Origin of the sequence: Janthinobacterium sp. NKUCC06_STL (assembly GCF_019345455.1) — a bacterium.
GTDB lineage: Bacteria > Pseudomonadota > Gammaproteobacteria > Burkholderiales > Burkholderiaceae_D > Janthinobacterium > Janthinobacterium rivuli.
Map to the genome: position 1 here is coordinate 304,976 of NZ_JAHKQY010000001.1, position 25,265 is coordinate 330,240.

General features: G+C 62.9%; 26 protein-coding genes and 1 riboswitch. Of the genes, 14 read left to right on the forward strand and 12 right to left on the reverse strand.

Annotation, left to right across the window (positions count from 1 at the left end; all coding sequences use genetic code 11):
* The first annotated feature begins 196 nt into the window (after window positions 1-196).
* Window positions 197-703, forward strand: coding sequence for a DUF1993 family protein (locus tag KO539_RS01430; RefSeq protein WP_219306999.1), 507 nt, complete (start codon window positions 197-199; stop codon window positions 701-703).
* 104 nt (window positions 704-807) lie between these two features.
* Here KO539_RS01430 and KO539_RS01435 read toward each other — a convergent pair whose 3' ends face one another.
* Together KO539_RS01435 and KO539_RS01440 are read right to left on the reverse strand one after the other, a co-directional pair.
* Entirely contained in the window at window positions 808-1,002 is a 195-nt protein-coding gene (locus KO539_RS01435; protein ID WP_035820271.1) for a DUF1289 domain-containing protein, read from the reverse strand.
* Window positions 1,002-1,574 (reverse strand): DUF1415 domain-containing protein, encoded by a 573-nt coding sequence (locus tag KO539_RS01440; RefSeq protein WP_035820273.1) that lies wholly within the window; start codon window positions 1,572-1,574, stop codon window positions 1,002-1,004. The genes KO539_RS01435 and KO539_RS01440 overlap by 1 nt, the downstream gene beginning before the upstream one ends.
* Before the next feature lie 338 nt (window positions 1,575-1,912).
* Here KO539_RS01440 and KO539_RS01445 point away from each other — a divergent pair, with 338 nt between their 5' ends.
* The 5 genes from KO539_RS01445 (at window position 1,913) to KO539_RS01465 (ending at window position 6,879) form a co-directional block, all read left to right on the forward strand.
* Entirely contained in the window at window positions 1,913-3,325 is a 1,413-nt protein-coding gene (locus tag KO539_RS01445; RefSeq protein WP_219307000.1) for a transglycosylase SLT domain-containing protein, read from the forward strand.
* Window positions 3,326-3,425: 100 nt separating this feature from the next.
* Window positions 3,426-4,214 (forward strand): enoyl-ACP reductase FabI, encoded by a 789-nt coding sequence (gene fabI, locus KO539_RS01450; RefSeq protein ID WP_219307001.1) that lies wholly within the window; start codon window positions 3,426-3,428, stop codon window positions 4,212-4,214.
* 72 nt (window positions 4,215-4,286) lie between these two features.
* Window positions 4,287-4,565, forward strand: coding sequence for a hypothetical protein (locus KO539_RS01455; RefSeq protein WP_219307002.1), 279 nt, complete (start codon window positions 4,287-4,289; stop codon window positions 4,563-4,565).
* Between the two features lie 5 nt (window positions 4,566-4,570).
* The gene (locus tag KO539_RS01460; protein ID WP_176389531.1) at window positions 4,571-5,092 is read left to right on the forward strand and encodes an AlpA family transcriptional regulator; all 522 of its coding nucleotides are present in this window, start codon (window positions 4,571-4,573) and stop codon (window positions 5,090-5,092) included.
* 380 nt (window positions 5,093-5,472) lie between these two features.
* Entirely contained in the window at window positions 5,473-6,879 is a 1,407-nt protein-coding gene (locus KO539_RS01465; protein WP_219307003.1) for a DEAD/DEAH box helicase, read from the forward strand.
* A gap of 87 nt (window positions 6,880-6,966) precedes the next feature.
* On the opposite strand, the gene KO539_RS01470 is transcribed toward KO539_RS01465, so the two are convergent.
* The 4 genes from KO539_RS01470 to KO539_RS01485 all read right to left on the reverse strand — a co-directional run bounded on the left by KO539_RS01470 (window position 6,967) and on the right by KO539_RS01485 (window position 8,558).
* Complete coding sequence (locus KO539_RS01470; protein WP_034750191.1) at window positions 6,967-7,425, reverse strand: acyl-CoA thioesterase; 459 nt, start codon at window positions 7,423-7,425, stop codon at window positions 6,967-6,969.
* 83 nt (window positions 7,426-7,508) lie between these two features.
* Complete coding sequence (locus KO539_RS01475) at window positions 7,509-7,877, reverse strand: hypothetical protein (RefSeq protein WP_099378390.1); 369 nt, start codon at window positions 7,875-7,877, stop codon at window positions 7,509-7,511.
* 129 nt (window positions 7,878-8,006) lie between these two features.
* Window positions 8,007-8,144 (reverse strand): hypothetical protein, encoded by a 138-nt coding sequence (locus tag KO539_RS01480; protein ID WP_219307004.1) that lies wholly within the window; start codon window positions 8,142-8,144, stop codon window positions 8,007-8,009.
* A 240-nt stretch (window positions 8,145-8,384) separates the two neighbouring features.
* Window positions 8,385-8,558, reverse strand: coding sequence for a hypothetical protein (locus tag KO539_RS01485; RefSeq protein ID WP_219307005.1), 174 nt, complete (start codon window positions 8,556-8,558; stop codon window positions 8,385-8,387).
* Window positions 8,559-8,697: 139 nt separating this feature from the next.
* Between KO539_RS01485 and KO539_RS01490 the strand changes: the two genes are divergently transcribed.
* From KO539_RS01490 to KO539_RS01500, 3 genes are all read left to right on the forward strand, one after another.
* Window positions 8,698-9,930, forward strand: a complete 1,233-nt coding sequence (locus KO539_RS01490; protein WP_219307006.1) for a glycosyltransferase — start codon at window positions 8,698-8,700, stop codon at window positions 9,928-9,930.
* Window positions 9,931-10,118: 188 nt separating this feature from the next.
* Complete coding sequence (locus tag KO539_RS01495) at window positions 10,119-11,102, forward strand: EDSAP-1 family PEP-CTERM protein (protein ID WP_219307007.1); 984 nt, start codon at window positions 10,119-10,121, stop codon at window positions 11,100-11,102.
* A 109-nt stretch (window positions 11,103-11,211) separates the two neighbouring features.
* Entirely contained in the window at window positions 11,212-12,210 is a 999-nt protein-coding gene (locus KO539_RS01500) for an EDSAP-1 family PEP-CTERM protein (protein ID WP_219307008.1), read from the forward strand.
* A 14-nt stretch (window positions 12,211-12,224) separates the two neighbouring features.
* On the opposite strand, the gene KO539_RS01505 is transcribed toward KO539_RS01500, so the two are convergent.
* The 5 genes from KO539_RS01505 to KO539_RS01525 form a co-directional block, all read right to left on the reverse strand.
* Window positions 12,225-13,334 carry a nitroreductase family protein gene (locus KO539_RS01505; protein ID WP_219307009.1) on the reverse strand — a complete coding sequence of 370 codons (1,110 nt, stop codon included), beginning with the start codon at window positions 13,332-13,334 and terminating at the stop codon, window positions 12,225-12,227.
* Window positions 13,335-14,204 carry a ThiF family adenylyltransferase gene (locus KO539_RS01510; protein ID WP_219307010.1) on the reverse strand — a complete coding sequence of 290 codons (870 nt, stop codon included), beginning with the start codon at window positions 14,202-14,204 and terminating at the stop codon, window positions 13,335-13,337. It lies immediately after the preceding gene.
* 87 nt (window positions 14,205-14,291) lie between these two features.
* Window positions 14,292-15,875 (reverse strand): methyl-accepting chemotaxis protein, encoded by a 1,584-nt coding sequence (locus KO539_RS01515; protein ID WP_219307011.1) that lies wholly within the window; start codon window positions 15,873-15,875, stop codon window positions 14,292-14,294.
* 144 nt (window positions 15,876-16,019) lie between these two features.
* Entirely contained in the window at window positions 16,020-16,217 is a 198-nt protein-coding gene (locus tag KO539_RS01520; RefSeq protein ID WP_010399555.1) for a hypothetical protein, read from the reverse strand.
* A gap of 95 nt (window positions 16,218-16,312) precedes the next feature.
* On the reverse strand, window positions 16,313-19,156 hold the full coding sequence (locus KO539_RS01525) for a pitrilysin family protein (RefSeq protein ID WP_219307012.1): 2,844 nt from the start codon (window positions 19,154-19,156) through the stop codon (window positions 16,313-16,315).
* 185 nt (window positions 19,157-19,341) lie between these two features.
* A riboswitch (FMN riboswitch) is annotated at window positions 19,342-19,492 on the forward strand.
* 95 nt (window positions 19,493-19,587) lie between these two features.
* On the opposite strand from KO539_RS01525, the gene ribB reads away from it, so the two are divergent.
* The gene (ribB, locus tag KO539_RS01530) at window positions 19,588-20,235 is read left to right on the forward strand and encodes a 3,4-dihydroxy-2-butanone-4-phosphate synthase (protein WP_035820303.1); all 648 of its coding nucleotides are present in this window, start codon (window positions 19,588-19,590) and stop codon (window positions 20,233-20,235) included.
* A 4-nt stretch (window positions 20,236-20,239) separates the two neighbouring features.
* Here ribB and KO539_RS01535 read toward each other — a convergent pair whose 3' ends face one another.
* Window positions 20,240-21,610 carry an MFS transporter gene (locus KO539_RS01535; protein WP_219307013.1) on the reverse strand — a complete coding sequence of 457 codons (1,371 nt, stop codon included), beginning with the start codon at window positions 21,608-21,610 and terminating at the stop codon, window positions 20,240-20,242.
* 115 nt (window positions 21,611-21,725) lie between these two features.
* Here KO539_RS01535 and KO539_RS01540 point away from each other — a divergent pair, with 115 nt between their 5' ends.
* The 4 genes from KO539_RS01540 (at window position 21,726) to KO539_RS01555 (ending at window position 25,210) form a co-directional block, all read left to right on the forward strand.
* The gene (locus KO539_RS01540; RefSeq protein WP_219307014.1) at window positions 21,726-22,592 is read left to right on the forward strand and encodes a LysR family transcriptional regulator; all 867 of its coding nucleotides are present in this window, start codon (window positions 21,726-21,728) and stop codon (window positions 22,590-22,592) included.
* A gap of 71 nt (window positions 22,593-22,663) precedes the next feature.
* The gene (locus KO539_RS01545; protein WP_035827750.1) at window positions 22,664-23,479 is read left to right on the forward strand and encodes an ABC transporter permease; all 816 of its coding nucleotides are present in this window, start codon (window positions 22,664-22,666) and stop codon (window positions 23,477-23,479) included.
* A gap of 52 nt (window positions 23,480-23,531) precedes the next feature.
* Window positions 23,532-24,542, forward strand: coding sequence for an MlaD family protein (locus tag KO539_RS01550; protein ID WP_257626078.1), 1,011 nt, complete (start codon window positions 23,532-23,534; stop codon window positions 24,540-24,542).
* The gene (locus KO539_RS01555; protein WP_219307015.1) at window positions 24,539-25,210 is read left to right on the forward strand and encodes a hypothetical protein; all 672 of its coding nucleotides are present in this window, start codon (window positions 24,539-24,541) and stop codon (window positions 25,208-25,210) included. Before KO539_RS01550 ends, KO539_RS01555 begins: the two co-directional genes overlap by 4 nt.
* Window positions 25,211-25,265: the final 55 nt, after the last annotated feature.

The window sequence follows — 25,265 nt, forward strand, 5'->3', positions numbered from 1 at the left end:
AGGCGGGAAGAAACTTTATGAGGAGCAATTATGCATGCAAAAAGCGGGGAAAGTCACCAATAAACACACGCCAGCGGTGTCCTCGTGTCATATAAACAGGATGGAAAAACCACACGCGGGCCGGCGCGCCCGGCCGGCGCCAGCAGAAAAACGCTCGGCTTGCTATCATCGCGCCACTTTACCTAGAGGAACCACCATGACCTTCTCCATCTACTCCGCTTCGATCCCCGTCTTCAAACAGATCCTGGGCAGCCTGGCCGCCATCCTGGACAAGGCGGAAATGCACGCGCAAGACAAGAAAATCGACCCGAACGCCCTGCTGCAATTCCGTTTGTTCCCGGACATGCTGCCGTTCGTGCGCCAGATCCAGATCGCCACCGACTTCGCCAAGGGCTGCGGCGCGCGCCTGGCCGGCGTGGCCGTGCCACCGTATGAAGACAGCGAACAGAGCTTTGCAGAACTGAAAGCGCGCATCGTGAAAACCATCGCCTTCCTGGAAAGCCTGCCGCAAGCGGACATCGACGGCAGCGAAACGCGCGCCATCACCACCGGCAGCGGCGAAAAGACCAAGCACTTCACGGGCCAGACCTATCTGTTCCACTACGCGCTGCCGCACTTCTTCTTCCACGCGACGACGGCGTACGACATCCTGCGCCACAATGGCATTGAAGTCGGCAAGAAAGATTTTATCGGTAGCTATTGATCGTTAGCTGTGAAAATGGGGTCAGTTCCTTCGGAATCGGAATGCTTCCCGTTGGGAAGCATTCCCCCGTCGGGTCTGACCCCAGCAGTTGCAGTTGGGTTAAATCAGGTATTCCGGCGCGGATACCCCTGCGCCAATATCCTCACCCACACCACTTCCTTCTCCTCATCCGTCATCGACACCCAGTGGGCCACTTCCACGACGCTGCGGCCACAGCCACGGCAGATTTCATCGAAGGTCGTCGAGCACACTGCCACACAGGGCGTATCGGGACGCGGCGGCAATTCCTTGTCACCCATCAGGACACCTTCGGCAAGCCGAGCTTTTCCCAGCCTTCGTTGCCCAGCGCTTCCAGGGTGGCGATATTCTTGTCGAAAATCTCCGACGCTTCCGGGAAGGCCTCGACGGCGCGCTCGATGCTGTCTTCGCGCAGCAGGTGCAAGGTCGGGTACGGCGAGCGGTTGGTGTAGTTGCTGATGTCGTCCTCGAACGTCTCGGCAAACTGGTAATTCGGGTGGAAACTGGCCACTTGCAGTTCACCGGCCAGGTGCATGTCTTCCACGGCCGCGTCGGCTACATCAAGAAACTCGTTGTAGTCGAGGAAATCGTTCAGGGTGTACGGATGGATCAGCAGGGTCGTGTCGATTTGCTCGGGATCCGTGTCGGCCAGGGTTTGCAGCTCGTCCATCAGCATCGCCAGCAGATCTTCGGGATTGCTCGACTCGCACACCACATAGCGGATCTGCTTCTTGACGTGCACGGCCTTGGCGAACGGGCACAGGTTCAGGCCGATCACGGCCTTTTCCAGCCAGGCAACGGTATTGGCGATGATGACGGCGTTGTCGTCGTCGTGGCGCGGCGGGGTGTTCATATGCTTGACTCTCTATCAATATGGCGACCGGCGGCTGAATGGCCGGCCAAAGCCAAATTGTACGCACTTTTGCGCAGCCTCATGCCGGGCGCCATCCAGGCTTGCGCCAGCCTCGTCGCCATGTATGCTATAACAGCGGCCGAATCACGCATTAGGCAAATTAAATTTGCAATAATGACAGCATTTGCGAATGGAAACTCAGCCGTTTCCGACTTATTGCCGCTTATTTCCTGTCATCATGCTGACATAATTCTTGACTCCGGCATGTGGATATACGTACACTCGCTGCTGAATCATGGGTCTGTCCGATGTTTCTCCGACGACAACAATGGAACACTATGCACGAAAACTCCTTTAAATCTACCGTCCTGGCGGCGTTGGCCCTGGCGCTTGCGCCCGCCCTCAGCCAGGCGTACGAAGCCGGTGTTGAGAGCGATAACGCGCCAGTCGCCGCCGCCGCACCCGCCCTGATCCCGATGACCGCCCAGGTCACGGCGAAACTCCCCACCCTCGACAACCGCCTGCAAAAGACCGACCGTCTGCTGAAAAACCTCAGTGACAATTCCGATCCGCTGCGCGAAGCCGACGTCTGGGGCCGCATCCGCAGCGGCTATGCGATTCCCGACATCAACAACCAACTGGTAGCGAACCACGTCAACTGGTACGCCACCCGCCCCGACTACATCGCCCGCACCACGGCGCGCGCCTCGCGCTACATCTTCCACGTGGTGCAGGAACTGGAAAAGCGCGGCATGCCGACGGAACTGGCCCTGCTGCCGTTCATCGAGTCCGCCTTCAACCCGCAAGCATTCTCGAGCGCCAATGCGGCCGGCATGTGGCAATTCGTGCCCGCCACCGGGCGCGATTTCAACCTCAAGCAAAACATGTTCAAGGACGAGCGCCGCGGCGTGCTGGCCTCGACGGACGCGGCCCTGACGTACCTGCAGCGCCTGTATGACATGTTTGGCGACTGGCAACTGGCCCTGGCCGCCTACAACTGGGGCGAAGGCTCGGTGCAGCGCGCCATCAAGAAAAACCAGGCGCTGGGCAAGCCGACGGACTTCGAAAGCCTGGCCGACCTGATGCCTGCCGAAACGCGCAACTACGTGCCGAAACTACAAGCGGTGAAAAACATCATCGCCAATCCGGCCCAGTTCGGCCTGACCCTGCCCGTGATCGACAACCAGCCGTATTTCACGGCCATCGACAAGACCAGCGACATCGACATCACCGTTGCCGCTCAGCTGGCCGAACTGTCGATGGATGAATTCAAGGCCTTGAATCCGCAATTTAACCGCCCCGTCATCATCGGCGGCGAAAAGACCAAGATTCTGTTGCCGCAGGAAAACGCCGCCAAGTTCACCACCAATCTGGCGCAATGGGGCCATGCCTTGTCGAGCTGGACGACGCACAAGATCACCAATGCGCGCGAACGCATCGAAACCCTGGCGTCGAAATTCGGCACCACGGCCGACGTGCTGCGCCAGGCCAATAACATTCCCCAGCGCACCAGCCTGCGCGCCGGCTCCACCATCCTCGTGCCGAAAACCTCGGCCACGATGAACAAGGACATCACCCAGGAAATTGCCGACAGCGCCACCATGCTGCTGGAAGCGGACCGTCCGGAACGGGCCGCCAAGGCACTGCGCCGCGCCGCCAAGGGTGGCAAGGTGCAAGCCGCGCCAATTTCCCTGGTGAAACCGCGCATCCAGCGTGGCGGCGGCAATAGCCGGGCAAAAGCGCGTCACTGATCGCCTGAGTTATTGACGCACCGCACCGGCCGCCACAGCTTTGCTGTCGCGGCCGGTTGCACATCCGCCTTACCCGTCCACCACCCAGACAGGAGTCGTCATGGCTTTCTTGCAAGGCAAAAAAATCCTCATCACGGGCTTGCTGTCGAACCGCTCCATCGCCTATGGCATCGCCAAAGCTTGCCACCGCGAAGGCGCCACCCTCGCCTTCACCTATGTGGGCGAACGCTTCAAGGAGCGCATCACGGAATTTGCGGCCGAATTCGGCAGCGAACTGGTGTTTGACTGCGACGTGTCCAGCGATGAACAGATCAACACCGTCTTCAGCGACCTGGCGCGCCACTGGGATCAATTGGACGGCCTGGTGCACGCCATCGGCTTCGCGCCGCGCGAAGCGATCGCCGGCGACTTCCTCGACGGCCTGTCGCGCGACAGCTTCCGCATCGCGCACGATATTTCCGCCTACAGTTTTCCCGCCATGGCCAAGGCTGCCTTGCCGTTGCTGCATCCGGGCGCCTCGGTCCTGACCCTGACCTACCTGGGCGCCGTGCGCGCCGTGCCCTACTACAACACCATGGGCCTGGCCAAGGCATCGCTGGAAGCGTCCGTGCGCTACCTGGCCGAATCGCTGGGTCCACGCGGCATCCGCGCCAACGGCATTTCCGCCGGCCCCATCAAGACCCTGGCCGCTTCCGGCATCAAGGATTTCAGCAAACTGCTGGGCTTTGTGGCCGAACATGCACCCCTTCGGCGCAACGTCACCATCGAAGAGGTCGGCAACACGGCCGCCTTCTTGCTGTCCGATCTGGCCTCCGGTATCACGGGCGAGATTACCTACGTCGATGGCGGTTTTTCGCAAGTGATGGCGGTCAATCCCGAAGTAGAGTGATGCGGTGATGGTCGATATTTATCGGTTGTCACTTGACAACCGACTGATATCGACCTACATTGGAGGCATCGCATGGCGCGCTCCTCGCATCCGAAGAAAGAAATCGAAGCGGCGCTGCGCCACGCGGAAAGCCAGGGCTGGAGAGTGGAAATGGGCGGCAGTCATGCCTGGGGGAAAATCTATTGCCCCTACAATGACGAGGGCTGCCGCTGCGGTGAATTTTGCATCGCCTGCATCTGGAGCACGCCAAAGAATCCCGGCAACCACGCGCGGGCAATCCGGCGAGTGGTCGACAATTGCGCTTTCAATAAACTGATCCACGACTGCATGCAACGCAAACCCAGGGGCTAACAATTATGGATTACATCTTTACTCTCAAGTACCGCCTGCCCGACCACGAAGCCGATCTCGACGCGCTGGCCGAACGCCTCGGCAGCGGCGGTTGCGACGACGCCCTGGTCGGCATAGGGCAAGCGGGACGCCTGGCGCTGGAATTCACACGCGAGGCCAGCAATGCCAGGGAAGCACTGCTCAGCGCCCTGGCCGACGTCAAGGCCATCGTGCCCGACGCCGTGCTGGTCGAGGCATCGCCCGACCTCGTGGGTTTGAGCGATGTGGCGCAGGTACTCGGCCTGTCCCGGCAAAACCTGCATAAACTGATGAGCAAATACCGCCACAGCTTCCCGGTGCCCGTACATGAGGGCAGCGCCACCATCTGGCACCTGGCCGACGTGCTGGCGTGGCTGCATGCCAAGGGAACGTATCAGCTGGAACGCAGCCTGGTCGAACTGGCACAGGTCACCCGGCAAATCAACCTGGCCAGAGAAACGCGACAGGCGCCGCCGCTGCCCGCCGACATCGTGGCCATGCTCAATTAAAACGCGCAAAATCTACGTATTCCTACTGATTTCACATAGGAAACATCATCAAAACGTGGTAGGACTGTCGTTTCTTCCCATTTAGACCGTGCAAAACGGCATCAAATACGGTATAGTGTCGTTGTGCGCTGCAATATGTTTCCTTGAAGCGAAGACAACACCGCAGTCCAGCACTACAAACTTAGCAGCTTCGCAAGCCTTAGCGCATCCACAGGATGCCGCTTATAAAGCCCTCCCGCCTTGTGTGTCGCACCTGACACCGTCCCGGCGCAAAGCTTTTGTGCCGAAATTTCTTTCTAGTTGAGTCATTTCGTTTTGGTTGGCGTTGCTATTTTGCGTTCTGCTTTTTGCAAGAACGCTGATTTTTACGAAAGAAAAGAATGACATTTGAATCCTTAGGCCTGCATCCGTCCATCATCGCCGCTCTGACCGAATCGGGCTACACCGCGCCAACCGCGGTACAGTCGCAAGCGATTCCAGCCGCGATCGAAGGCCGTGACCTGCTGGTCTCGTCGCAGACCGGTTCGGGCAAGACGGCAGCTTTCATGCTGCCATCGCTGCACAAACTGGCCAGCGCCGAACAAAGCGCCGCCGGCAAGACGCCGAACCAGGAAATGCAAGCATCGCGCGCCCGCGGCGAGCGTCCACGTTTCAAGGCTGCCCAGCCAAAAATGCTGGTGCTGACGCCAACGCGCGAACTGGCTCTGCAAGTGACCACCAACACCGACAAGTACAGCACCGGCATCCGCCGTATCAAGGCTGTGTCGATCCTGGGCGGCATGCCTTACCCTAAACAGATGCAATTGCTGGCCAAGAATCCTGAGATTCTGGTCGCGACCCCTGGCCGTCTGATCGACCACATGGATTCGGGCAAGATCGACTTCTCGCAACTGGAAATCCTGGTGCTGGACGAAGCCGACCGCATGCTGGACATGGGTTTCATCGACGACATCGAAAAAATCGTGGACGCGACGCCAGAAGGCCGTCAAACCATGCTGTTCTCGGCAACCCTGGACGGCGTGGTCGGCAATATGGCCCGCCGCATCACGAAAAACCCGCTGGTCATCCAGATCGCCGGTTCGTCGAACAAGCATGAAAACATCACCCAGCGCGTTCACTTCGTCGACGATCTGTCGCACAAGAATCGCCTGCTGGACCACCTGCTGCGCGACGAAACCTTGGACCAGGCTGTTGTGTTCACCGCTACCAAGCGTGACGCCGACACCATCGCCGACCGTCTGAACATCGCCGGTTTCTCGGCTGCCGCCTTGCACGGCGACATGCATCAGGGCGCGCGTAACCGCACCCTGGACGGCATGCGTCGCGGCCAGGTCAAAGTGCTGGTCGCCACCGACGTTGCCGCCCGCGGTATCGACGTGCCAACGATCACCCACGTGTTCAACTACGATCTGCCGAAGTTCCCGGAAGACTACGTCCACCGCATCGGCCGTACCGGCCGCGCTGGCCGCAATGGCCTGGCCATCTCGCTGGTGAACCACGCTGAAGGCATGAACGTCAAGCGCATCGAACGCTTCACCAAGCAATTGATCCCGGTCAATGTCATCGAAGGTTTCGAGCCGAAGAAAACGGCGTCGGCACCACGTTCGAGCGCCCGTCCAGGCGGCTGGAAACCAGGCGACAACCGTGGCGGCGCGAAGCCAGCGCAACGCACGTTCAGCAAGCCAGGCGCACCACGCAAAGACGGCGCACCGAGCACCGGCGGCGGCTACAAGGGTTCCAACCCGCGCAGCACCGACGGCGCACGCCGCAGCTACGGCGACCGTTAATCACGGCGCCATGCCGCCAATAGGCGGCAGGCAATAAAAAACGGCCACCAGATCACTCTGGTGGCCGTTTTTTCATGTCCGCCGCATTTATTTTTTCGATACTTTCTGGCGCGACAGCTTGCGCAGCTTGGCCTGCTCGAAGCGCGCGTGCTGTTCCGGCGTCTCGAGCACCAAAGGCGGCACGGCCACGGGCTTGCGGTTGGCATCCACCGCCACCATCGTGAAATAGCAGCTATTGGCATGGCGCACCAGGCGCTGCTGGATGTTTTCCGTCACCACGCGGATGCCCACTTCCATCGATGTCGTGCCCGTGTAATTGATCGACGCGAGGAACGTCACCAGCTCGCCCACGTGGATGGGCTGCAGGAACATCACCTGGTCCACGGACAAGGTCACCACATAGCTGCCCGAATAGCGGCTGGCGCAGGCATAGGCGACGCTGTCGAGGTATTTCAGGATGGTGCCACCGTGCACGTTACCGGAAAAATTGGCCATATCAGGCGTCATCAGGACCGTCATCGTCAGTTCGTGGGCCGACCAGTTCATCGCGCTGTCCAAAGTGTTCTCCAAAGGGGAAATTAAAAGTGAGGGAAGATGTGAAAACCGGCCACGAGGGCCGGTTGTGAGCCTTACAGACCCAGGGTGTCGATGTCGGCCAGCGATTCGCGGCCCTTGTCGGAAATGTCGTGGCCTTCGCCGTCGGCGCGCGCCACGATGTGGGCTTTCTTGCCCAGGAAATACGCCACGTCCGACTCCAGCTTGGTCAGCGGATCGGTGGCGACGGCGCGCAGCCCCATGATGCAGCGGCGCAGGAACAGCAGTTGTTGTGCTTTCTCGGTGATGGACAGACGGCCATCGCGTGCATAACTGAGCAGCTTCAGGCCGGACAGGCGCTTGGCATTGCGGGCAACGCAAGCACTGGGGCGCTCGGTCTTGATGCCGCGTGCAACTTGCTCCAGCGCGTCATATTCATCGGTTGTTAATTTCTCGTTCTTCATTACTTTTCCATAAAAGGCCAGGTGTTCGGCCCCCATGGTACGCGCCCCGCTGCGCATCGGCAACAGGCAACGTGAATCAGTCTCCGTCCGCGCGGCGAACGGATGGCTGAAAGACGGGCTGGACAGCCCTTATTTATAGCTGCGCAGCAGTAACCATGCCAGACCGCAACCCGCCACGGCGCCCGCCAGCGCCAGTGCCAAAAGGTTTTTGCTGGTCATCACAGGCCGCCGGCCCAGGTAGATTTTGTTATGCAAGGAATTGCCCACGATGGTCTCCTGTACAAGAATTTTTATGATGTCTCATTATAAGAACAGAATCGTGACGGCCGCATGACACTCGACAGTTAGAGCTTGATTTGTATCCAGTCGGCAACATTTATTGACGTTTTTGTTGTTTAAATGGCGTGGCGCCGGCGGCCGCCCCGCAGTCCATTTCCGATTGGAAATAAACGCGGCGCACGCCTCCCCACCGCAGGCCATGGCACGGTGCAACGGTCCGAAAACCGCTCAATGCATTTTCACGGGCGGTGGCGGCGGCGTCGGCTCCTCGACCGGCACGGGATCGATGTGGGGCGGCTGTTCCGGCGGCGGCGTGAGCGGGTCGCCTTCCGGCGGTGGCGGCATATCGGGTTCGGGCGTGCTGTGCGCACGCAACGGGGCAAGATGAAATTGTAGCTGCATGGTGGCCTCCTTTGCCCCACTGTAGCCGATGCAACCAAATCCTGGCGCCCGCCAGTGGCGCGCTGCGGGGGAACTAAACGGCGTGGCGCCACTCCAACTTGGCAGGCATCCCCTCCAGCTACGAATGCAAGCGATTCCCATGGCGCGCAAGAAAATCCTCTTTATGGCCGAGGCAGTGACCCTGGCCCACGTCGGCCGTCCCCTGAGCCTGGCCCAGGGCTTGGACGAGGACAAGTACGAGGTGCATTTTGCCTGTGCCGACGGCTATGACTTTTGCTTCAAGCAAGCGCCCTTCCGGCGCTGGCGCATCGACAGTATTTCATCGTTGCAATTCCTGCAGGCGCTGGCGCACGGCAAGCCCGTCTATACGGAAAGTACGCTGCACGCGTATGTGGAAGACGACTTGCGCCTGCTCAATGCCGTCCAGCCCGATCTCGTGATCGGCGACTTCCGCCTGTCGCTGTCGGTCAGCGCGCGCCTGCAGCGCATTCCCTACATTACCGTCAGCAATGCCTACTGGAGTCCCTGGGTGCGCCAGCACTACACGGTGCCCAGCCTGCCCCTGACAGGCATGCTGCCCATCTGGCTGGCCGATCCCCTGTTCCGCCTGATCCGCCCGCTGGCCTTCGCCTCGCACGCCGTGCCCCTGAACCGCGTGCGCCGCCGCCATGGCCTGCCATCCTTGGGCAGCGACCTTCGGCGCATCTATACGGATGCCGACCACACCTTGTACGCGGATATTCCGCAACTGTTTCCGCCGCAAGCCATGCCGGCCACGCACGACTACCTGGGCGCCGTCATCTGGGCGCCGCCGCTTGATTTGCCCGACTGGTGGCAGCGCCCGGAACTGAGCAGCGGACGGCCCATCATCTATGTCACCCTGGGCAGCTCCGGCCAGGGGCAATTGCTGCCACGCGTGCTGCGCGCGCTGGCGCCCCTGCCCGTCACCGTACTGGCGGCCACGGCCGGCACCATCCGCGTCGACGCCGTGCCGCCGAATGCCTATGTCGCGCCCTTTCTGCCCGGCGACACGGCCGCCCGGCGCGCCAGCCTGGTGATCTGCAACGGCGGCAGCCCCACCAGCCAGCAGGCGCTGACGGCGGGCGTGCCCGTCATCGGCATCGCCGGCAACCTCGATCAATTCCTCAACATGCACGGCATCGCCGGGGCCGGTGCCGGCCTGCTGCTGCGCGCCGACCGCTTCCAGGAAACCGCCCTGCGCCATGCCGCCACGCGCATGCTCGACGATGGCCGAGCCAGGCTGGCGGCGCGCCAGCTGGCCACGGCCATGCGCAACTATGTGCCAGGGCAACGCTTGCTGCCCCATATGCACGCCCTGCTGGGCTCGTTGCCACCGGGCGGCCTGCCTTGACGGGCGGCGTCGGTTTTTCTTACAGAGCGTCCGACAACACCTGCAGCACTTCAACAAAAGCACGCCAAGTCCTTGATTTCAAAAGAACCTCATGCGTTGGCATGGAAGTCGCTTAGATCTGGCCATGAGCACCTGCCGACAGGACTCAAGCAAGACTCTCAGACTCACTCAACCACGAGGTGAATACAATGAAACTCTCGAAACTGAAACTGCTCCCGGCCGCAGCGGCACTGGCCATGCTGTGCGCCGCCGGTAGCGCACAGGCGGGCGCCTACGGCTATTCCTACAACAACATCTTCGGCCTGGTGATCGCCGTGCCAACGGGCCAGATCACGGTGGCCAACAGCACCACCATCTCGCGCAGCACGGCCACCCTGAATGGCGTAAGCGTCATCAATGGCGGCTCCGGCTCGCTCGATGCCCCGCGCGCCAACGTCGGCGCCGTCACCAAGGGCGAGAATGACTTCACGCAGCAAGGCCCCACCAACACCTATTCGCGCGGCGATGCGCAGATCGTCAGCACGCAGTTCCCTTCGTTCCCGCCCGGCTCCACCTCCACCCAGGTGGTGAACGTGGCCGAAGCCCACCTCGCAGGCCCCGCCGGCACGGCCGATGCTTCCGGGCGCAACGGCTCGACCACGGGCTTTTCCGTCGATTTCATCGTCGGCTCACCCACGGCAACGCTGAGCTTTGACTTCCTGGCCTCGCCCTTCATGCAGGTCTTCCTGCAAAGCACGGTCGGCCAGCTATCCACCGCCACGGCCAACCTGGTCGTCACCTTCACCATCACGGATGCGACCGGTGCGACGGTGTTCAACTGGACGCCCGATGGCGCGATCGGCTCGGGCATCTTCGGCGGCACGGAAAACGCCGATGGCGCCAACCTGAACACCAGCCTGGCGACCAATTTCCTCACGCGCGGCAACCTGTTCACCTACGACCCTTCCGGCTGCGGCACGCCCACGGGCACCGGTGTCGGCACGGTGTGCGGCAGCAACTTCAGCTCCGTCAGCAATGCCTTGACGGCCGGTAACTACACGCTGACCCTGAATGCGGTGGAAAGCGTGGATCTGGTGAAACAGCAAGCGACACCGGAACCGGGCACCCTGGCCTTGCTGGGCCTGGGTCTGGCTGGCCTGGGCTATGCCCGCCGCCGCAAGGTCGCCGTCTGAACCAGGCAACAGGGGGGATTCACAGGCGAGGAGGCTCTCCTCGCCTTTTTTATGTGGCAAACCTGTCGGTTTTCCTTACAACGCGACCGATCAGGAGATGAGGATTTTCATGACTATATTTTCTTGCACCCGGCTGCCAACATTCCTGTTAGCTTTTCTGCTGCTGGCCAGCAGCGGCACTGCCAGTGCCGCCGCCTACGGCTATTCGTACACCAGTGTCTTTGGCCTGGTCATCAGCAATCCCACCGGCTCCACCAGCTTGCTCAGCAATATCGACCTGTCGCGCACCACCGCCACGCTCAACGGCAGCAGTATCATCAATGGCGGCAGCAACGAGATCGACGCGCTGCAAGCGAAGCGCGGCGCCGTTACCAAGGGAGAAAACGACTTTACCCGGCAAGGCATGGGCAACGCCTCGTATGCGCGCGGCGAGGCGCAGATCGTCACTTCGCAAATTCCCCCTTTCCCACCGGGCTCGACCAGCACGCATACGGTGAATGCGGCGGAAACCTTTCTGGCGGGCGGCGGCAGCGCCGACGCCTCGGGACGCAATGGCTCCAGCACCGCGATGACGGTCAATTTCGTCGTCGGCCAACCGGGCGCAACCCTGGCCTTCGACTTCCAGGCCCTGCCCTTCATGCAGCTGTACCTGGACACGCTGGCCGGGACGGGCTCGGCGGCCACCACCAACATGGCGCTGACATTTACCATCATCGATGAAAATGGCCAGATCGTCTTCAACTGGGCGCCCGATGGCAGTCTCGGCTCCGGCATCCTGGGCGGCACCGAACTGGCCGATGCCGCCAACCTCAATACGGGCTACGCGCAAACGCCGCTCACCAGCGGCAGCATGTTCACCTACGACCCCAGCGGCTGCGGCGCGCCCACCGGCACGGGCATCGGCACGACGTGCGGCGGGCAGTACGGCGCCGTCACGGATAACCTGGCGGCGGGCAACTACACCCTCGTGTTGAACATGCTGAACAGTTCCGAACTGGCCTACGTGCCAGGCGTCACGCCAGTGGCGCTGCCCGGCACCTTGCCGCTATTGGCGGCTGGCCTGGCAGCGCTGGCTTGCCTGGCGCCACGACGCCGACGCAGACGCTGATGCTGGCGCGCGCCTCACTGCCCCGCCGTGGGCGCCACCAGCAAGTCCTGCAGCGGCCGGCGCAGCGAGCGCGCACTGGCGGCCGGCCCCGCGCCTATGCGTCCGAGAAACACGGCCCGGTCAAATGCCGCCGCCCCCAGCACGGCCTGGCATTGCACGGCCAGCTCCTGCGCCATTTCCTGCATGCCATCGGTGCGTGAAAAAGTGCGCCGTTCGCGCACATAGCGGGCAAAGATCAGCGGCGTCAGTTCCGGCTGCAACTGCAGGCCCAGCTGCGTGGCCGTCAGCCAGAAACGCTGCATGGCGCGGCCAGCCGCCACGTAATCGTCAATATGGCGCGGTGACGCCTCGGCCAGCAACACGAAATGCGCGCCGCAATACAGGCCCGGCAGCAAATCCATCTGCAGGCGCGGCGCGACGGTGCCCGCCAGCCAGGTATTGAAAAAATCCACGCGGCGCCAGCTGTGCATGACCCAGCGCATCAGGCGCGCCGTCATTGGATCGACGCCGAGCGCCTGCTCCGGGATGCGGTCGCTGCTGTAGCGCGCGCCCCATTCGATCACGTCGCGGTGTACCTTGTGCGCCTCGGGCATGGTCAGGCGCAGCTTCGCGTTGTCGAACATCAGGCGGGCGCAGGCCAGGCGCGCGCGCCCGCCTTCGAACCATTGCACGCCATAGCCCGGCGGCAAGCTGGCCGCCAGCGCCGCCTTTTCGCTGGCGCGCAAGCGGCGCGTGCTGAGCCGCCGCCGCTGCACGCTGCGCTGCGGCAAGAACGCCGCCAGCGGATCGGGCGGCATGCCAGGGCTGTCGAGCAGATGCACGTCAAACGTGGGCAAGGTGTCGGGCATCGACAGGCGCCGGCGCGCTTCCATGCGCAAGCCGTGACAGCTGGCCGCCAGCGCCATGCTTTCGAGCAAGGCACCGAGCGACAGCTGGCTGGGATGGCCGTCGAGGTCGTACACACAGTGGCTGCGCGTATCAAAGCCATGCACGACCACGTGGCGCGGGCCCGCGACTTCAAAGCGCCACGGCTGCGTGTTGTCGCCGCTGGGGGCCCAGCGCGCCTGGTCGAGGATATTTTCCAGCACAGAATCGATCTGCGCGATCTGCGGTGCTTGCGCCATTTATGCCCCCTGCGCCGCGCGGCGCCGCTTGATGATGGCCATCGTCAGGCGCTGCAGCGGATGACGGTTGCCGCCGGGACGCCAGGTATGCACGAGCTTGTTGCGATAGGCGTCGAAATGCATGCCGTGCGGCGCCGCCATCACCTTGCCCCGCTTTAACAATATCTTCAAGGCTTCCGTGGCGGCCGCGCCCGCGCACAACTGGCAGCCCATGATGGTCGACGGCCCGCGCCGCTCTTTCAGGTTGATGGATGACGGGTCAACCAGGTAGGGAGCGTGCAAGCCGGCCGGCGCCAGGCCGACGAGAAAGCGCAGGGCTTTTTCTTCCTCGGGCAAGTCGCCCCAGCCAAAATAGTCTTCGAACGTCATGCCGCCCGGCATGAAGCTGAGCACGGCCGTGCCCATGCCCAGCGGCGCGGCCGTGATGGCGGGGATGCCCAGGCGGGCGCAGGTGGCGAAGGTGGCCTGGCGCGCGGGGAAGGCGAAAAAATCCAGGCCGTCCACATACAGGTCGACACCGGCGAAGAACTCGGCCAGGTTGCTGTCGTGTATGCCGTCGGGAAATTGTTTAATCTCAAGTTCAGGATTGATGTCACGCGCCATCTGCGCCAGCACGGCCACCTTGGGCTGGCCCAGTGTGGACACCATGGCGCCGGCCTGGCGGTTGAAGTTGGCGATATCGAAGGTGTCGAAATCGGCGATGTGGAAGGCGCCGATGCCCAGCCGCGCCAGGGTCAGCAAGTGCACGCCGCCCACGCCGCCCATGCCGGCGATGGCCACGCGCTTGCCGCGCAAGCTATTTTGCTCCGCCTGCGTGACCCAGCCCAGGTTGCGGGCGAACGCCGCGTGATACGAAAAACCGTCTGTCATGCTCACCTCTTCTGTGCATCCCTTGCGGACGAAAAAGTTTGGACAGGTGAGCCGGGGATAAGTTCCCCGTATGACAGAAAAAAGCGCTTAGCGCGTCAGGCGCCGCGCCGCAGGCACGCTGCGCTGTAACGCTGCCGCTGCCGGCGCCGCTGCACCCACCTTGAACACGCTGACGATCTGCGCCAACCCTGCCGCCTGCTCGTTCATCGCTTGCGCCGCCGCCGACGCCTGCTCGACCAGGGCCGAGTTTTGCTGCGTCATGTTGTCCATCTCGACGATGGCCTGGTTGATCTGCTCGATGCCGGCGCTCTGCTCGGCGCTGGCAGAGGAAATCTCGGCCACGATATCGGTGACGTGCTGCACGCTGGAAACGACTTTTTCCATCGTCTCGCCCGCCAGCGCCACCAGTTTTTCACCGGCGCCCACTTGCTCGGCAGAACTGTCGATCAATTGCTTGATTTCTTTGGCCGCCGCGGCCGAACGCTGCGCCAGATTGCGCACTTCGCTGGCGACAACGGCGAAACCACGGCCCTGCTCGCCCGCGCGCGCCGCTTCCACGGCCGCATTCAGGGCCAGGATATTCGTCTGGAAGGCGATGCCGTCGATGACGGCGATGATGTCGCCGATCTTCTTCGACGAGGCATTGATGGCGCCCATGGTATCGACCACCTGGCTCACCACGCCGCCCGCCTGCGTCGCCACTTGCGATGCAGAAATGGCCAGCTGGTTGGCCTGGCGCGCATTGTCCGCATTCTGGCGCACGGTGGACGTCATTTCTTCCATGGTCGAGGCCGTTTCTTCCAGCGATCCCGCCTGCTGTTCCGTGCGCGCCGACAGGTCGTGGTTGCCCGAAGCGATCTCGCCCGACGCCGTGGAAATGGATTCCGCATCGGTGCGCACCTGGCTCACCAGATGGGCCAGGTTGTCGCGCATGGCCTTGATGGCCATCAACAGACTGGAGGTATCGCCGGGACGCGTGTCGATGTGCGTGGTCAGGTCGCCCTGGGCGATTTGCGCCACGATGGCTGCTGCATAGTCGGGTTCGCCGCCGAGCTGGCCCAGGATACGGCGCAGCATCAGGGCCGCCAGGGCGCCCACCACCAGCATCAGCGCGCCGCCGATGGCCAGCAGCACGCCCGCCTGGGCCCAGAACTTGTGGTTGATGTCATCGATATACGTGCCCGTGCCGATCAGCCAGTCCCACGGCGCAAATTTCACCACGGCATACATCTTCGCCACCGGGTCCTTCACGCCGGGACGCGAGCCGTCCGCCTGCACCAGGCCGATACGGCTGTTGGCCAGGGCCAAGCGGTAGCGGTCGCCCGACTGCTTCATGTTCTTTTGCGGCGTGCCGATGCGCGCGGGATTCGGGTGCACATATAGCAAGTCGGTGCTGAAATCGCGCACGAAATAATACATCTCGTCCTTGACGAAGCTGCCGATGGCCAGCTTGGCCTGCTGCTGGGCCTGCTCACGCGTCAGCTTGCCCGACTGTTCCAGCGCATATGCCTTTTCCACCGAGGCATTGGCCAGTTCCACCAGCACCGTCAATTGCTCGACCCTTTCCGCCATCATGGTCTGGCGCAGCGAATACAAGGAGAATGAAGCGATGAGGACGATGCCCAGCAAGGTGCTGAAACACAGGAGGAGAATGCGCGAACGGAGAGTCATGGGAGCCTGGGTAAAGAATAAAATGTGGAATTATAAACAATTTCCATATGGAAATCTTTTCAGAAAAGCAAAGCGGGCGGCGCTACCAGGCTGATGCCCGGCAGGCACCGCCCGCATATGTCTTGCTGAAGTCTGAATGAAAGGTCAGGCCAAGGCTTCCTTGGCTGCCTCTTCCGGCGTCAAGCCGTCGTAGAACTGGTCGGTAAACCACTCGACCTGCTCTTCGATGTGGTCCTGCGCCTGCGCCACGGTGGCGCCGCCAGCCACGAGGAAGCCTTCGACCTCGATACACCAGTTGATCAACTCCAGGGTTTCCGGATCGAGCTCTTCTTTCTTAGCCATCGTATTTCCTTGCTTGTTAAATTGCGATATCACATCAATAAGCGGCAGTTTAACAGCTTCGCCATGCTGCCGCCCATGCAGATGAAACACGAGGATTACTTGGCTGCAACGTTTTTACGTTCCGGATACAGCACCACCTGCACATAATTGTGCATGTCCAGGTAGCGCTGCGCCGCCAGTTTGACGGCTTGCGGCGTGATGGCGCGCACGCGCTGCTCGTAGCGCAGGATGTGCGCGGGGTCGCGCCCCTGCGTCACCGAACCCATCAACTGGTTCATCCAGTAATTATTTTCCCGCAAGGATTTCTGCTGGCGCGTGATCCAGTTCAGCTTGACCTTTTCCAGGTCCGCCGCCGATGGCCCGTCCGTCTTCATCTTGTTGATTTCGGCAAAGGCGGCGGCGATCACCTTGTCCACGTTTTCGGGTCCCGTCGGCAAGTTCAAGGCCACGGAATAATGGCCGTACGGATGCTGGCCCATCGACGTTTCGAAGCCGCCGCCATAGATCATGCTCATCTTTTCGCGCAGCACTTCGATGACTTTCAGGTTCAGCACCTCGCCCAGCGCCTGCAGGGTCAGCTTTTGCTCGTCCGAATACGCCACGTCGCCATTGAAGGTGATGGAAATCGTGCTTTTGGGCTCGCTGCCCATGTAGATATCCTTCTTGACGACCCCGGTCACCGGACGCATGCCCACGTCGCGGTAGGCGTGCGGCACGTCGGCCACGGGCAAGGTGCCCAGGTAGCTGGCGATCAGCGGCTTGATCTTGTCGAGCTCGAAGCTGCCCGCGAAGATGAAGGTCATGCCGCGCGCGCTGGAAAAACGCTGGCGGAAGATGTCCAGCGAACGGTCCAGGCCCACCTTGTCGAAGTCGGCCGCGCGCGGCACGCCGTCGACGCGCGGGTTGTCGCCAAACATGGCGTGCTGGATGGCATCGTAAAACACGGCTTCCGGCTGCGCCATGCTGTTTTTCGCCAGGTCCTGCTGCTTGCCGATGAAGGACTGGTACAGGCCCGCATCCTTGCGCACGTCGTTGAAATACAGATGGACCAGTTGCAGCATGGCTTCCACGTCGGCGCTGCTGGCCGAGCCGCCAAAGCCTTCGCTCAGCTCGCCCAGCGAGGCACCCACGTTGACCGTCTTGCCAGCCAGTACCTTTTGCAAGTCCAGCGGCGCCAGGTCTTTCAGGCCCATGCTGCCGACCACGGCGCTGGCATAGCGGGCGTTATAGATGTCGGCGTCGCCGAACAGCGACTGGCCGCCGAAGCGCGTCGAGCCCATCAGCACCTGGTCATTCTTGAAGTCCGTCGGTTTGAGCAGCACGCGCACGCCATTGCCCAGGGTCAGTTCCGTCACGCCGATGGCACTGTTCAGCTTTTCAGCGACGATGCTGCCGCCAGCTGGCGGCGCATCCATCAGCTTGCTGGCCAGCACTTTTTCCGTGCGCGGCTCGATGATTTGCTGCTCGGCTTTCGCCACGGCGTCGAGCAATTGCTGCTGCGTCGGCACGGTCGAGGCCGCACCGCCCGCCTTCGGCTCGGCGCCCATGAAGACGACCAGTTTCTTTTGCTGGTCAGGAATCACCTTGGCCACCGTCTCGTTGATTTCCTGCAAGGTTACCTGCGGCAAGAGTTCCTGCGCGTACAGCAATTCATTGGCGATACCGGGGATGGCTTCCTGCTCCAGGAAGTTGCGCGAGTATTCGGCCACGAAACCGGCCGAATCAGACTTGTCGCGCTCGCTGTACGCGCGCTCGTAATTGCGCAGCATATTCTTGCGCGCGCGGTCCAGCTCATCCTGGCTGAAACCGAAACGGCGCGCCCGCTCGTCTTCCTGCACCAGCGCATCGACGGCCGGCTGCACGCCGCCCTTGCCCAGCAAGGCATACGCGCTGAACGATTCATAGCCGCGCACCAGCTTGCCCATGCTGCTGCCACCCTGGATGAACGGCGGGTTCGCCTGCTGCGTCAATTCCTGCATGCGCGCGCTGAGCATTTGCCCGTACAGGTTTTCGATCATCTGGCGGCGGTAGTCGGCGATGGTGACGGGCTCCTGCGCGGCGCGGATCGGGTAGCGGATGAAGACCGTGTCGTCCGGCGCTTCCTTGTCCGTGATCACCAGCGCTTCCGTCTGCGAGCGCTGCGGCACTTCCGCATACAGGCGCGGACGCGGTTTCGCGGGATTTTTCAGCTTGCCGAAATGCTGGCGGATCATCGCTTCAGCCTGTTTCGGCTCCACATCACCGACCACCACCACGGCCATCAGGTCGGGACGGTACCAATCCTTGTAGAAACGCTTGATGGCTTCCGGCTTGAAGGTTTTCAGCACGGACTCCTTGCCGATCGGCATGCGTTCCGCATAGCGCGAACCGTTCAGCAGCTTCGGATATAAAACCTTGTTCATGCGGTCGCTGGCGCCCTTGCCCAGGCGCGCCTCTTCCAGCACGATGCCGCGCTCGCTGTTGATGTCGGCCGGATTGAATTTCAAACCATGCGCCCAGTCTTCCAGCACGAGAAAACCCTTTTCCAGGTTTTCCTTCTTGTTCGTGGGAATCGGCAGCACGTACACGGTTTCATCAAAGCTCGTGTAGGCGTTCAAGTCGGCGCCGAACTTCACGCCGATCGATTGCAGGTATGAAATCAGTTCATTGCGCTTGAAATGCGTGGAGCCATTGAAGGCCATGTGTTCCGTGAAATGCGCCAGGCCTTGCTGGTCGTCATCTTCCAGGATGGAGCCGGCTTTCACCACCAGGCGCAATTCCACTTTCTGCGCAGGACGGGCATTTTTCTTGATGTAATAGGTCAAGCCGTTCGGCAGTTTTCCAACGGTAACTTCTGGTGCCAGCGGCAAGGGATCGCTCAAACGGATTTCCGCCTGGGCCATGCAGGCGCACGCCAGCAAGACGGCGCCCGAGATCAGGCGTAATTTACTCAGCTTCATGTATTCTCAACGGTAAGATTCAGTAGGCATACCTTACACTGAAATCCTGTTTCCGCCATTAAAAACAGCTTAGGAAAACCCTGTTTCCCCAGGCAACTTTGCCGAATGACAAACTCAGCAATGCCCTGCCAGCTTTTGTCAATTGTGCTAAAGTATTGCCGCCGGTCATGTGGACCGGCACAACAATACGTCTTCGGGGCGGGGTGCGATTCCCCACCGGCGGTAAGACCGGCAACGGTCAAGCCCGCGAGCGCTTGTCAAACTTCGTTTGGCAGGGTCAGCAGATCCGGTGTGACTCCGGAGCCGACGGTATAGTCCGGATGAAAGAAGATGTGCAGTAAACGCGATGTCCGCTCGACCTGTCGATGCGGCCGGCTGCGTCTATTCGCTTGCCCTGCAGCGTTTTTCGCCTATGCGAGGAGCGTTTCACCATGTTAGTCAACAGCTATACCTTGCTTTCCAACGACCTGGAAGGTCGCATCCAATCCGCCCTGGCCGCCATGCGCGCCGGCATTCCCGTCATCCTGCTCGACGATTTCGACCGTGAAAACGAAGCCGACCTGATCCTATCTGCCGAGAAACTCACCAACGAAACCATGGCTTTGCTGATCCGCGAATGCAGCGGCATCGTCTGCCTGTGCCTGCCGACGGACGTCGTCAGCGCACTGGAATTGCCGCCCATGTCGTCCGACAACGGCAGCCGCTACGGCACGCCGTTCACGGTCTCCATCGAGGCGCGCGACGGCGTCACGACGGGCGTGTCGGCCGCCGACAGGGTCACCACCATTCGCGCCGCCATCGCGCCAAATGCGAAGCCCGCCGACCTGGTGCGCCCCGGCCACGTCTTCCCCCTGCGCGCCGCGCCCGGTGGCGTGCTCGAGCGCCGTGGCCACACGGAAGGCTCCGTCGACCTGTCGCGCATGGCGGGCCTGAACCCGGCCGCCGTGCTGTGCGAGCTGATGAACCCGGACGGCACCATGATGCGCGGCGACGATATCGAACGTTTCGCCGAACTGCACGGCATGCCGATCCTGACCATCGAGGAACTGGTGGAATGGCGCAGCACGCGCGAGCAATAAACTGTCAGGCGGCGACGGTCTTCGGCAGATGCACGTGCCGGTAGACGAGGCCCGCCGCCAGGCCATACGCAACGGCAATGGTCGCGTAGGCCAGCGGCAAGCGCAGCGACCAGTCCTGCACCATGTGCAGGATGCTGCCGATCAGGGCCACGCCCACCAGCGCGCCGATTTGCCGGTTCGCATTCAGGGCCGCCGCCACGCTGTTCGCATGCTGCTTGCCGGCCACCCGCATCACGGTGGCCGTCATGGCGGGAATGGCGATGCCGATGGCCACGTTCATGATGGCCGTGCCCAGCGCCAGCAGCGCAAACGGCGTACCCGGACGCAAGCCCATCAACAACAAGGCCATGACGGCCCCCACCAGCAAGCCGGCCAGCATGGGCAAGCGCGTGCCATGACGGGCCGCAATACTTCCCGCCATGAAATTGCCTACCGTATAGGCCGCCATCATGGGCAGCAGGCGCAAGCCCGACTGCAAGGCGTCGGCGCCGCCCGACTGCTGCAGGAACAGACTCAACAAGAACAGCTGGCCAAACACGCAGAAATTGATCAGGAAACCCACGCCATTGGCCGCGCCAAAGCTGCTGCTGTGAAATAGTGCGCGCGGCAACAGCGGATGGCTGCCGCTGCGTTCGCGCCGCAGCAATTGCCCAGCGGACAATACCGTCAAGGCCCCCGCCGCCAGCACACCGGGCGACAGCCAGCCCAGCACGGGCCCTTCGATCAAGGTAAAACTCAGACCCGCCAGCGCCGCCACGCCCAGCGCATGGCTGAACAGCGATAAATCGCGCGGCTGGCGCGCCGGCGCGGCCAAGAGCACTTGCGCCATGACGATGGCCAGCACGCCCAGCGGCACATTCACCCAGAACACGCTGCGCCAGCCGAACTGGTGCACGAGGATGCCGCCGATCAGGGGGCCGGACGCACCGGCCACGCCCACCAGCGCCGACCAGGCGCCCAGCATGCGCGTGCGCTCGCGCTCGTCGTCAAAGCTGTGCGTCAGCAGGCTCAGGGAACTGGGCATGAACAGGGCCGCGCCCGCCCCTTGCAGCAGTCGCGCCGCCGTCAAAAAATGTCCATCGGGCGCGGCGCCGCACAGCACCGAGCCGAGAATGAAGATGCCCAGGCCGCCCTGGTACACGGCTTTCGGCCCGTAGCGGTCGGCCAGCGCGCCGCCGGCCAGCAGCAGCGCGGCAAACGTCAAGGTGTAGCCGTCGACCACCCACACGAGACCCGTGAGGGGTATGGCCAAGTCCAGGGCGATATCGGACAGGGCCACGTTGACGGCCGTGACGTCGAGCATGGCCATGACGAAGCCGAAGGCCAGGGTCAGCAGAATCAAGCCGCTGGCGCGGCGCGGTGTGGGGGCAGGCATGGAATTCCTTGCAGGGACAGCGGGGCAGCCATTATGCGAGCGTTGCAGGATGCAGTAAACAGGCATAAAATCGGCAGCTTGATGCAAAAATGCATCACCAATCACAAGGAAACGGATGGACTGGGATAACGCGCGCATCTTTCTCGCCATCGGCCGGGCCGGCACCCTGCGCGGCGCGGCCGCCCTGCTGCGCATCGACCAGGCCACCTGCGGGCGCCGCCTGGCCGCGCTGGAAAGCTCGCTGGGCGCCACCCTGTTCCTGCGCACGCCGTCGGGCTACGTGCCCACGCCGGCCGGCGAACTGGCGCTGACGGCCGCCGAGGCGATGGAGCGGGCGGCCGACAAGCTGCAGCGCGAGATGCAGGGCGTCGACAACCGTTTAAGCGGCCTGGTGCGCGTGGCCACCACCGACACCATGGCCAGCCATTTCGTCATCCGCGCCATGCAGCAGCTGCATGCGGCGCATCCTGACATCCGCATCGTGCTCAACGTGGCGCCGGCGCTGGCCAGCCTGACGCGGCGCGAAGCGGACCTGGCCGTGCGCGGCGTGCGCCCCACCGACCCGGACCTGATCTCGCGCCACCTCGTCAAGCGCAGCCTGGGCCTGTACGCGTCAAAAAGCTACCTGGCCGAGCGGGGCGAACCCGTGCGCGGCACGGCGCTGGCCGGGCACGACATCGTCATTTACCACCATTCCGTGACGCCGCGCCATGGCGACAAAATCGCCGGCGAGTCCGTCGCCAACGCCCGCGTCGCCATGGAAGTCAATTCGGCGGCGATGCTGCAGGAAGCCACGCGCGCGGGTCTGGGCGTGGCCGAGCTGGCCACCCACCTGGGAGACATCGATCCGCTCCTCGTGCGCATCTGGCCCGAGCGGGCGGAAAGCTATGACGTGTGGCTGGTCATGCATGCGGACCTGAACCGCTCTGCCCGCGTGCGCGCGGCGGCCGACGCGATCATCGCGAGCGTGGCCGGCGAATAGCGGGTTGCCGTGCACGGCCGCACGGCTGGACAATCGCTTGTATCGAACGCATCCAATGTTAAGATGCCATGATGACCCTTTCCGTCTCCCTCATCATCAGCCTGCGCCGCCTGCACCGGGCCACCATGGCCTGGCTGGTCAGCTGGTGGCGCATGCTGCATTTCGCCATCCTCGTGTTTTCGCTGGCCCTGTCGCCGTCGAGCTACAACCGCGACAACCGCCCCATCCTCGCGCACCGCCTCGTGACGAACACGGCGCCGAACCTGGTCTGGTTCAGCGTCGCCTGCGCGCTCGTCAGCCTGGTGCTGATACGCATCGTCGTCGTCAGCGCGCAAAGCTACGGCCTGTCGCGCTATGCGCTGGAAATGGTGGTGCGCGTGCTGGTGCTGGAACTGATACCGCTGACGGCCGCCCTGTTCGTCGCGCTGCGCCTGACCTTGCCCGACGGCATTGCGTTCGCGCAAATGCGCTCGTCCGGCATGCTCGATACCATGCAGCGCCAGGGCGTCGACCTGCTGCGCCGCGAATACTTTCCGCGCGTCATGTCCGGCATCTTCGCCGTGTGGATGCTGGCCATCGTCAGCTGCGTCACCTCGCTGATCCTCGCCTACATCACCATCTACGGTTTTACGCCGTGGGCGCTGCAAGGCTACACGCGCGTCGTGGGGCAGATCTTCAATCCGGCCGTGGCCCTGATCCTGATGCTCAAGGTCATCTTCTTCAGCTTTGCCGTGGCCCTGATCCCGCTCGCCTCGTCCTACTATCCGGAGGAGCCGCATGGCCGGCGCAACCGGCTGTGGGCCGCGCACGGCCTGTCCGAAATGCTGCGCCTGTTTTCCGTCATCCTGCTGGTCGAAGTGGCTTCGCTGATGGGCAATTACTACTGATGCCCCGCCACCGCCAGCCAATCTTGAATCACCCATACCAGAGCCAGAAGCCATGAGCCAACCTCAAAATCCCGACCAGACCGACGTCACGGCGCCCGACGCTGTGCTGCCCGCCCCGCCGCCCGTGCGCCACGCCGAACTGAAGGCGGCCATCCTGCTCGTCTTCATGTTCGTGCTGGTGGTCGGCTCCGTCGTCTACCTGATGTATGCGCGCGGCGCCTTCGAAGCCACGCAAACGCTGGTGCTGACGGCCGACGATTCGGACGGCGTCGGCGTGGGCGCCGACCTGACCTTTTCAGGCTTTCCCATCGGCCGCGTGCAGCGCATCGAACTGGCGCCGGACGGCCGCGCGCGCGTCATCATCGACGTGCCGCGCAAAGACGCGCACTGGCTGCGCACCAGCTCCATCTTCACCCTGGAACGGGGTATCGTCGGCGGCGCCAAGCTGCGCGCCTACAGCGGCATCCTGACGGACCCGCCGCTGCCCGACGACGCCACGCGCGACCTGCTGGTGGGCGACATGGCGGCGGAAATCCCCCGCCTGCTGGCCGCCGCCAAGGATTTGCTCAACAACCTGGGCAACCTGACGGGCAGCGATTCCGCGCTCGACGGCACCATGCGCAATGTGCAGGCCGTGACGGGCAAATTGAGCGGCCCGGGCGGCGCCATGGGCTTGCTGACGGGCGACGACAAACAGTCGCGCCTGCTGATCGAGCGGGCCAACGCCCTGCTGATCACGGCCGACCAGCTGGCGCGCCGCACGGATGGCCTGGTGGCCAATGCCGATACGCGCGTCTTTGGCGAAAAAGGCGTGATGACGGATGCGCAGGCGACCATCGTGCAGCTGAACGCCCTGCTGGCCGACACGCGCAACAGCCTGAAAAAAGTCGATGCCGTGCTGGTCGAGGCGCAAGCCGTGGGCGCCAACGCCAAGGCGGCCACCGCCGACCTGGGCCCGCTGCGCGCCGACGTGGAAAGCAATCTGCGCAAGGTCGAGCAGCTGGTCAATGACATCAACCGCAAATGGCCGTTCAAGCGCAATCCGGAGATCAAACTGCCATGAGAAAACTCAACGCCACCTTGTCCGCACTGACCCTGAGCGCGCTCGCCGCCTGCTCCAGCGGCCCGCCCGTACCGGACTGGAAAATGAATGCGCAAAGTTCCGTCGAACGCTTTCAAGCGGCCTATTTGAATGGCAACGCCCTGGTCGAGCAGACGGAATTCCGGCGCGCCCGCAGCCAGGTCGCCGGCACGGGCAAGCTTGACCTCGTGGCGCGCATCGAACTGCTGCGCTGCGCCACGCGCGTGGCCAGCCTGGCCTTCGAGGATTGCGCCGGCTTTGACGCACTGCAAGCCGACGCGACAGCCGCCGACCGCGCGTATGCGGCCTGGCTGGCTGGCAAGGCGCAGGCGGCCGACGTCGCCCTGCTGCCGGAAACGCAGCGCGCGGCCGCCGGCGCCAGCGCCGACACGGCCGCCGCCAGCGCCGTGGCCGCCATCAAGGATCCGCTGTCGCAACTGGTGGCGGCCGGCGTGCTGCTGCGCTCGGGCCGCGCCACACCGGAACTGCTCGATACGGCCGTCGCCACCGCCTCGGACCAGGGCTGGCGCCGTCCGCTGCTGGCGTGGCTGGGCGTGCAGCGCCTGCGCGCCGAGCAGGCGGGCGATACGCAGGCGGCGCAGCGCATCGCGCGGCGCATGGCGATCGTCGAGCAGCCGCTGGCGCCCTGAGCGCGTAGATGGCGGCCCAAAGCAGGCGGAATCAGGCATAATCGAACGAGGATGA

Excerpts from the sequence above, each read along its gene's own strand:
- KO539_RS01430 (WP_219306999.1), top strand. The coding sequence starts at position 197 with ATGACCTTCTCCATCTACTCCGCTTCGATCCCCGTCTTCAAACAGATC.
- KO539_RS01435 (WP_035820271.1), bottom strand. The coding sequence starts at position 1,002 with ATGGGTGACAAGGAATTGCCGCCGCGTCCCGATACGCCCTGTGTGGCA.
- KO539_RS01440 (WP_035820273.1), bottom strand. The coding sequence starts at position 1,574 with ATGAACACCCCGCCGCGCCACGACGACGACAACGCCGTCATCATCGCC.
- KO539_RS01445 (WP_219307000.1), top strand. The coding sequence starts at position 1,913 with ATGCACGAAAACTCCTTTAAATCTACCGTCCTGGCGGCGTTGGCCCTG.
- fabI (WP_219307001.1), top strand. The coding sequence starts at position 3,426 with ATGGCTTTCTTGCAAGGCAAAAAAATCCTCATCACGGGCTTGCTGTCG.
- KO539_RS01455 (WP_219307002.1), top strand. The coding sequence starts at position 4,287 with ATGGCGCGCTCCTCGCATCCGAAGAAAGAAATCGAAGCGGCGCTGCGC.
- KO539_RS01460 (WP_176389531.1), top strand. The coding sequence starts at position 4,571 with ATGGATTACATCTTTACTCTCAAGTACCGCCTGCCCGACCACGAAGCC.
- KO539_RS01465 (WP_219307003.1), top strand. The coding sequence starts at position 5,473 with ATGACATTTGAATCCTTAGGCCTGCATCCGTCCATCATCGCCGCTCTG.
- KO539_RS01470 (WP_034750191.1), bottom strand. The coding sequence starts at position 7,425 with ATGAACTGGTCGGCCCACGAACTGACGATGACGGTCCTGATGACGCCT.
- KO539_RS01475 (WP_099378390.1), bottom strand. The coding sequence starts at position 7,877 with ATGAAGAACGAGAAATTAACAACCGATGAATATGACGCGCTGGAGCAA.
- KO539_RS01485 (WP_219307005.1), bottom strand. The coding sequence starts at position 8,558 with ATGCAGCTACAATTTCATCTTGCCCCGTTGCGTGCGCACAGCACGCCC.
- KO539_RS01490 (WP_219307006.1), top strand. The coding sequence starts at position 8,698 with ATGGCGCGCAAGAAAATCCTCTTTATGGCCGAGGCAGTGACCCTGGCC.
- KO539_RS01495 (WP_219307007.1), top strand. The coding sequence starts at position 10,119 with ATGAAACTCTCGAAACTGAAACTGCTCCCGGCCGCAGCGGCACTGGCC.
- KO539_RS01500 (WP_219307008.1), top strand. The coding sequence starts at position 11,212 with ATGACTATATTTTCTTGCACCCGGCTGCCAACATTCCTGTTAGCTTTT.
- KO539_RS01505 (WP_219307009.1), bottom strand. The coding sequence starts at position 13,334 with ATGGCGCAAGCACCGCAGATCGCGCAGATCGATTCTGTGCTGGAAAAT.
- KO539_RS01510 (WP_219307010.1), bottom strand. The coding sequence starts at position 14,204 with ATGACAGACGGTTTTTCGTATCACGCGGCGTTCGCCCGCAACCTGGGC.
- KO539_RS01515 (WP_219307011.1), bottom strand. The coding sequence starts at position 15,875 with ATGACTCTCCGTTCGCGCATTCTCCTCCTGTGTTTCAGCACCTTGCTG.
- KO539_RS01520 (WP_010399555.1), bottom strand. The coding sequence starts at position 16,217 with ATGGCTAAGAAAGAAGAGCTCGATCCGGAAACCCTGGAGTTGATCAAC.
- KO539_RS01525 (WP_219307012.1), bottom strand. The coding sequence starts at position 19,156 with ATGAAGCTGAGTAAATTACGCCTGATCTCGGGCGCCGTCTTGCTGGCG.
- ribB (WP_035820303.1), top strand. The coding sequence starts at position 19,588 with ATGTTAGTCAACAGCTATACCTTGCTTTCCAACGACCTGGAAGGTCGC.
- KO539_RS01535 (WP_219307013.1), bottom strand. The coding sequence starts at position 21,610 with ATGCCTGCCCCCACACCGCGCCGCGCCAGCGGCTTGATTCTGCTGACC.
- KO539_RS01540 (WP_219307014.1), top strand. The coding sequence starts at position 21,726 with ATGGACTGGGATAACGCGCGCATCTTTCTCGCCATCGGCCGGGCCGGC.
- KO539_RS01545 (WP_035827750.1), top strand. The coding sequence starts at position 22,664 with ATGACCCTTTCCGTCTCCCTCATCATCAGCCTGCGCCGCCTGCACCGG.
- KO539_RS01550 (WP_257626078.1), top strand. The coding sequence starts at position 23,532 with ATGAGCCAACCTCAAAATCCCGACCAGACCGACGTCACGGCGCCCGAC.
- KO539_RS01555 (WP_219307015.1), top strand. The coding sequence starts at position 24,539 with ATGAGAAAACTCAACGCCACCTTGTCCGCACTGACCCTGAGCGCGCTC.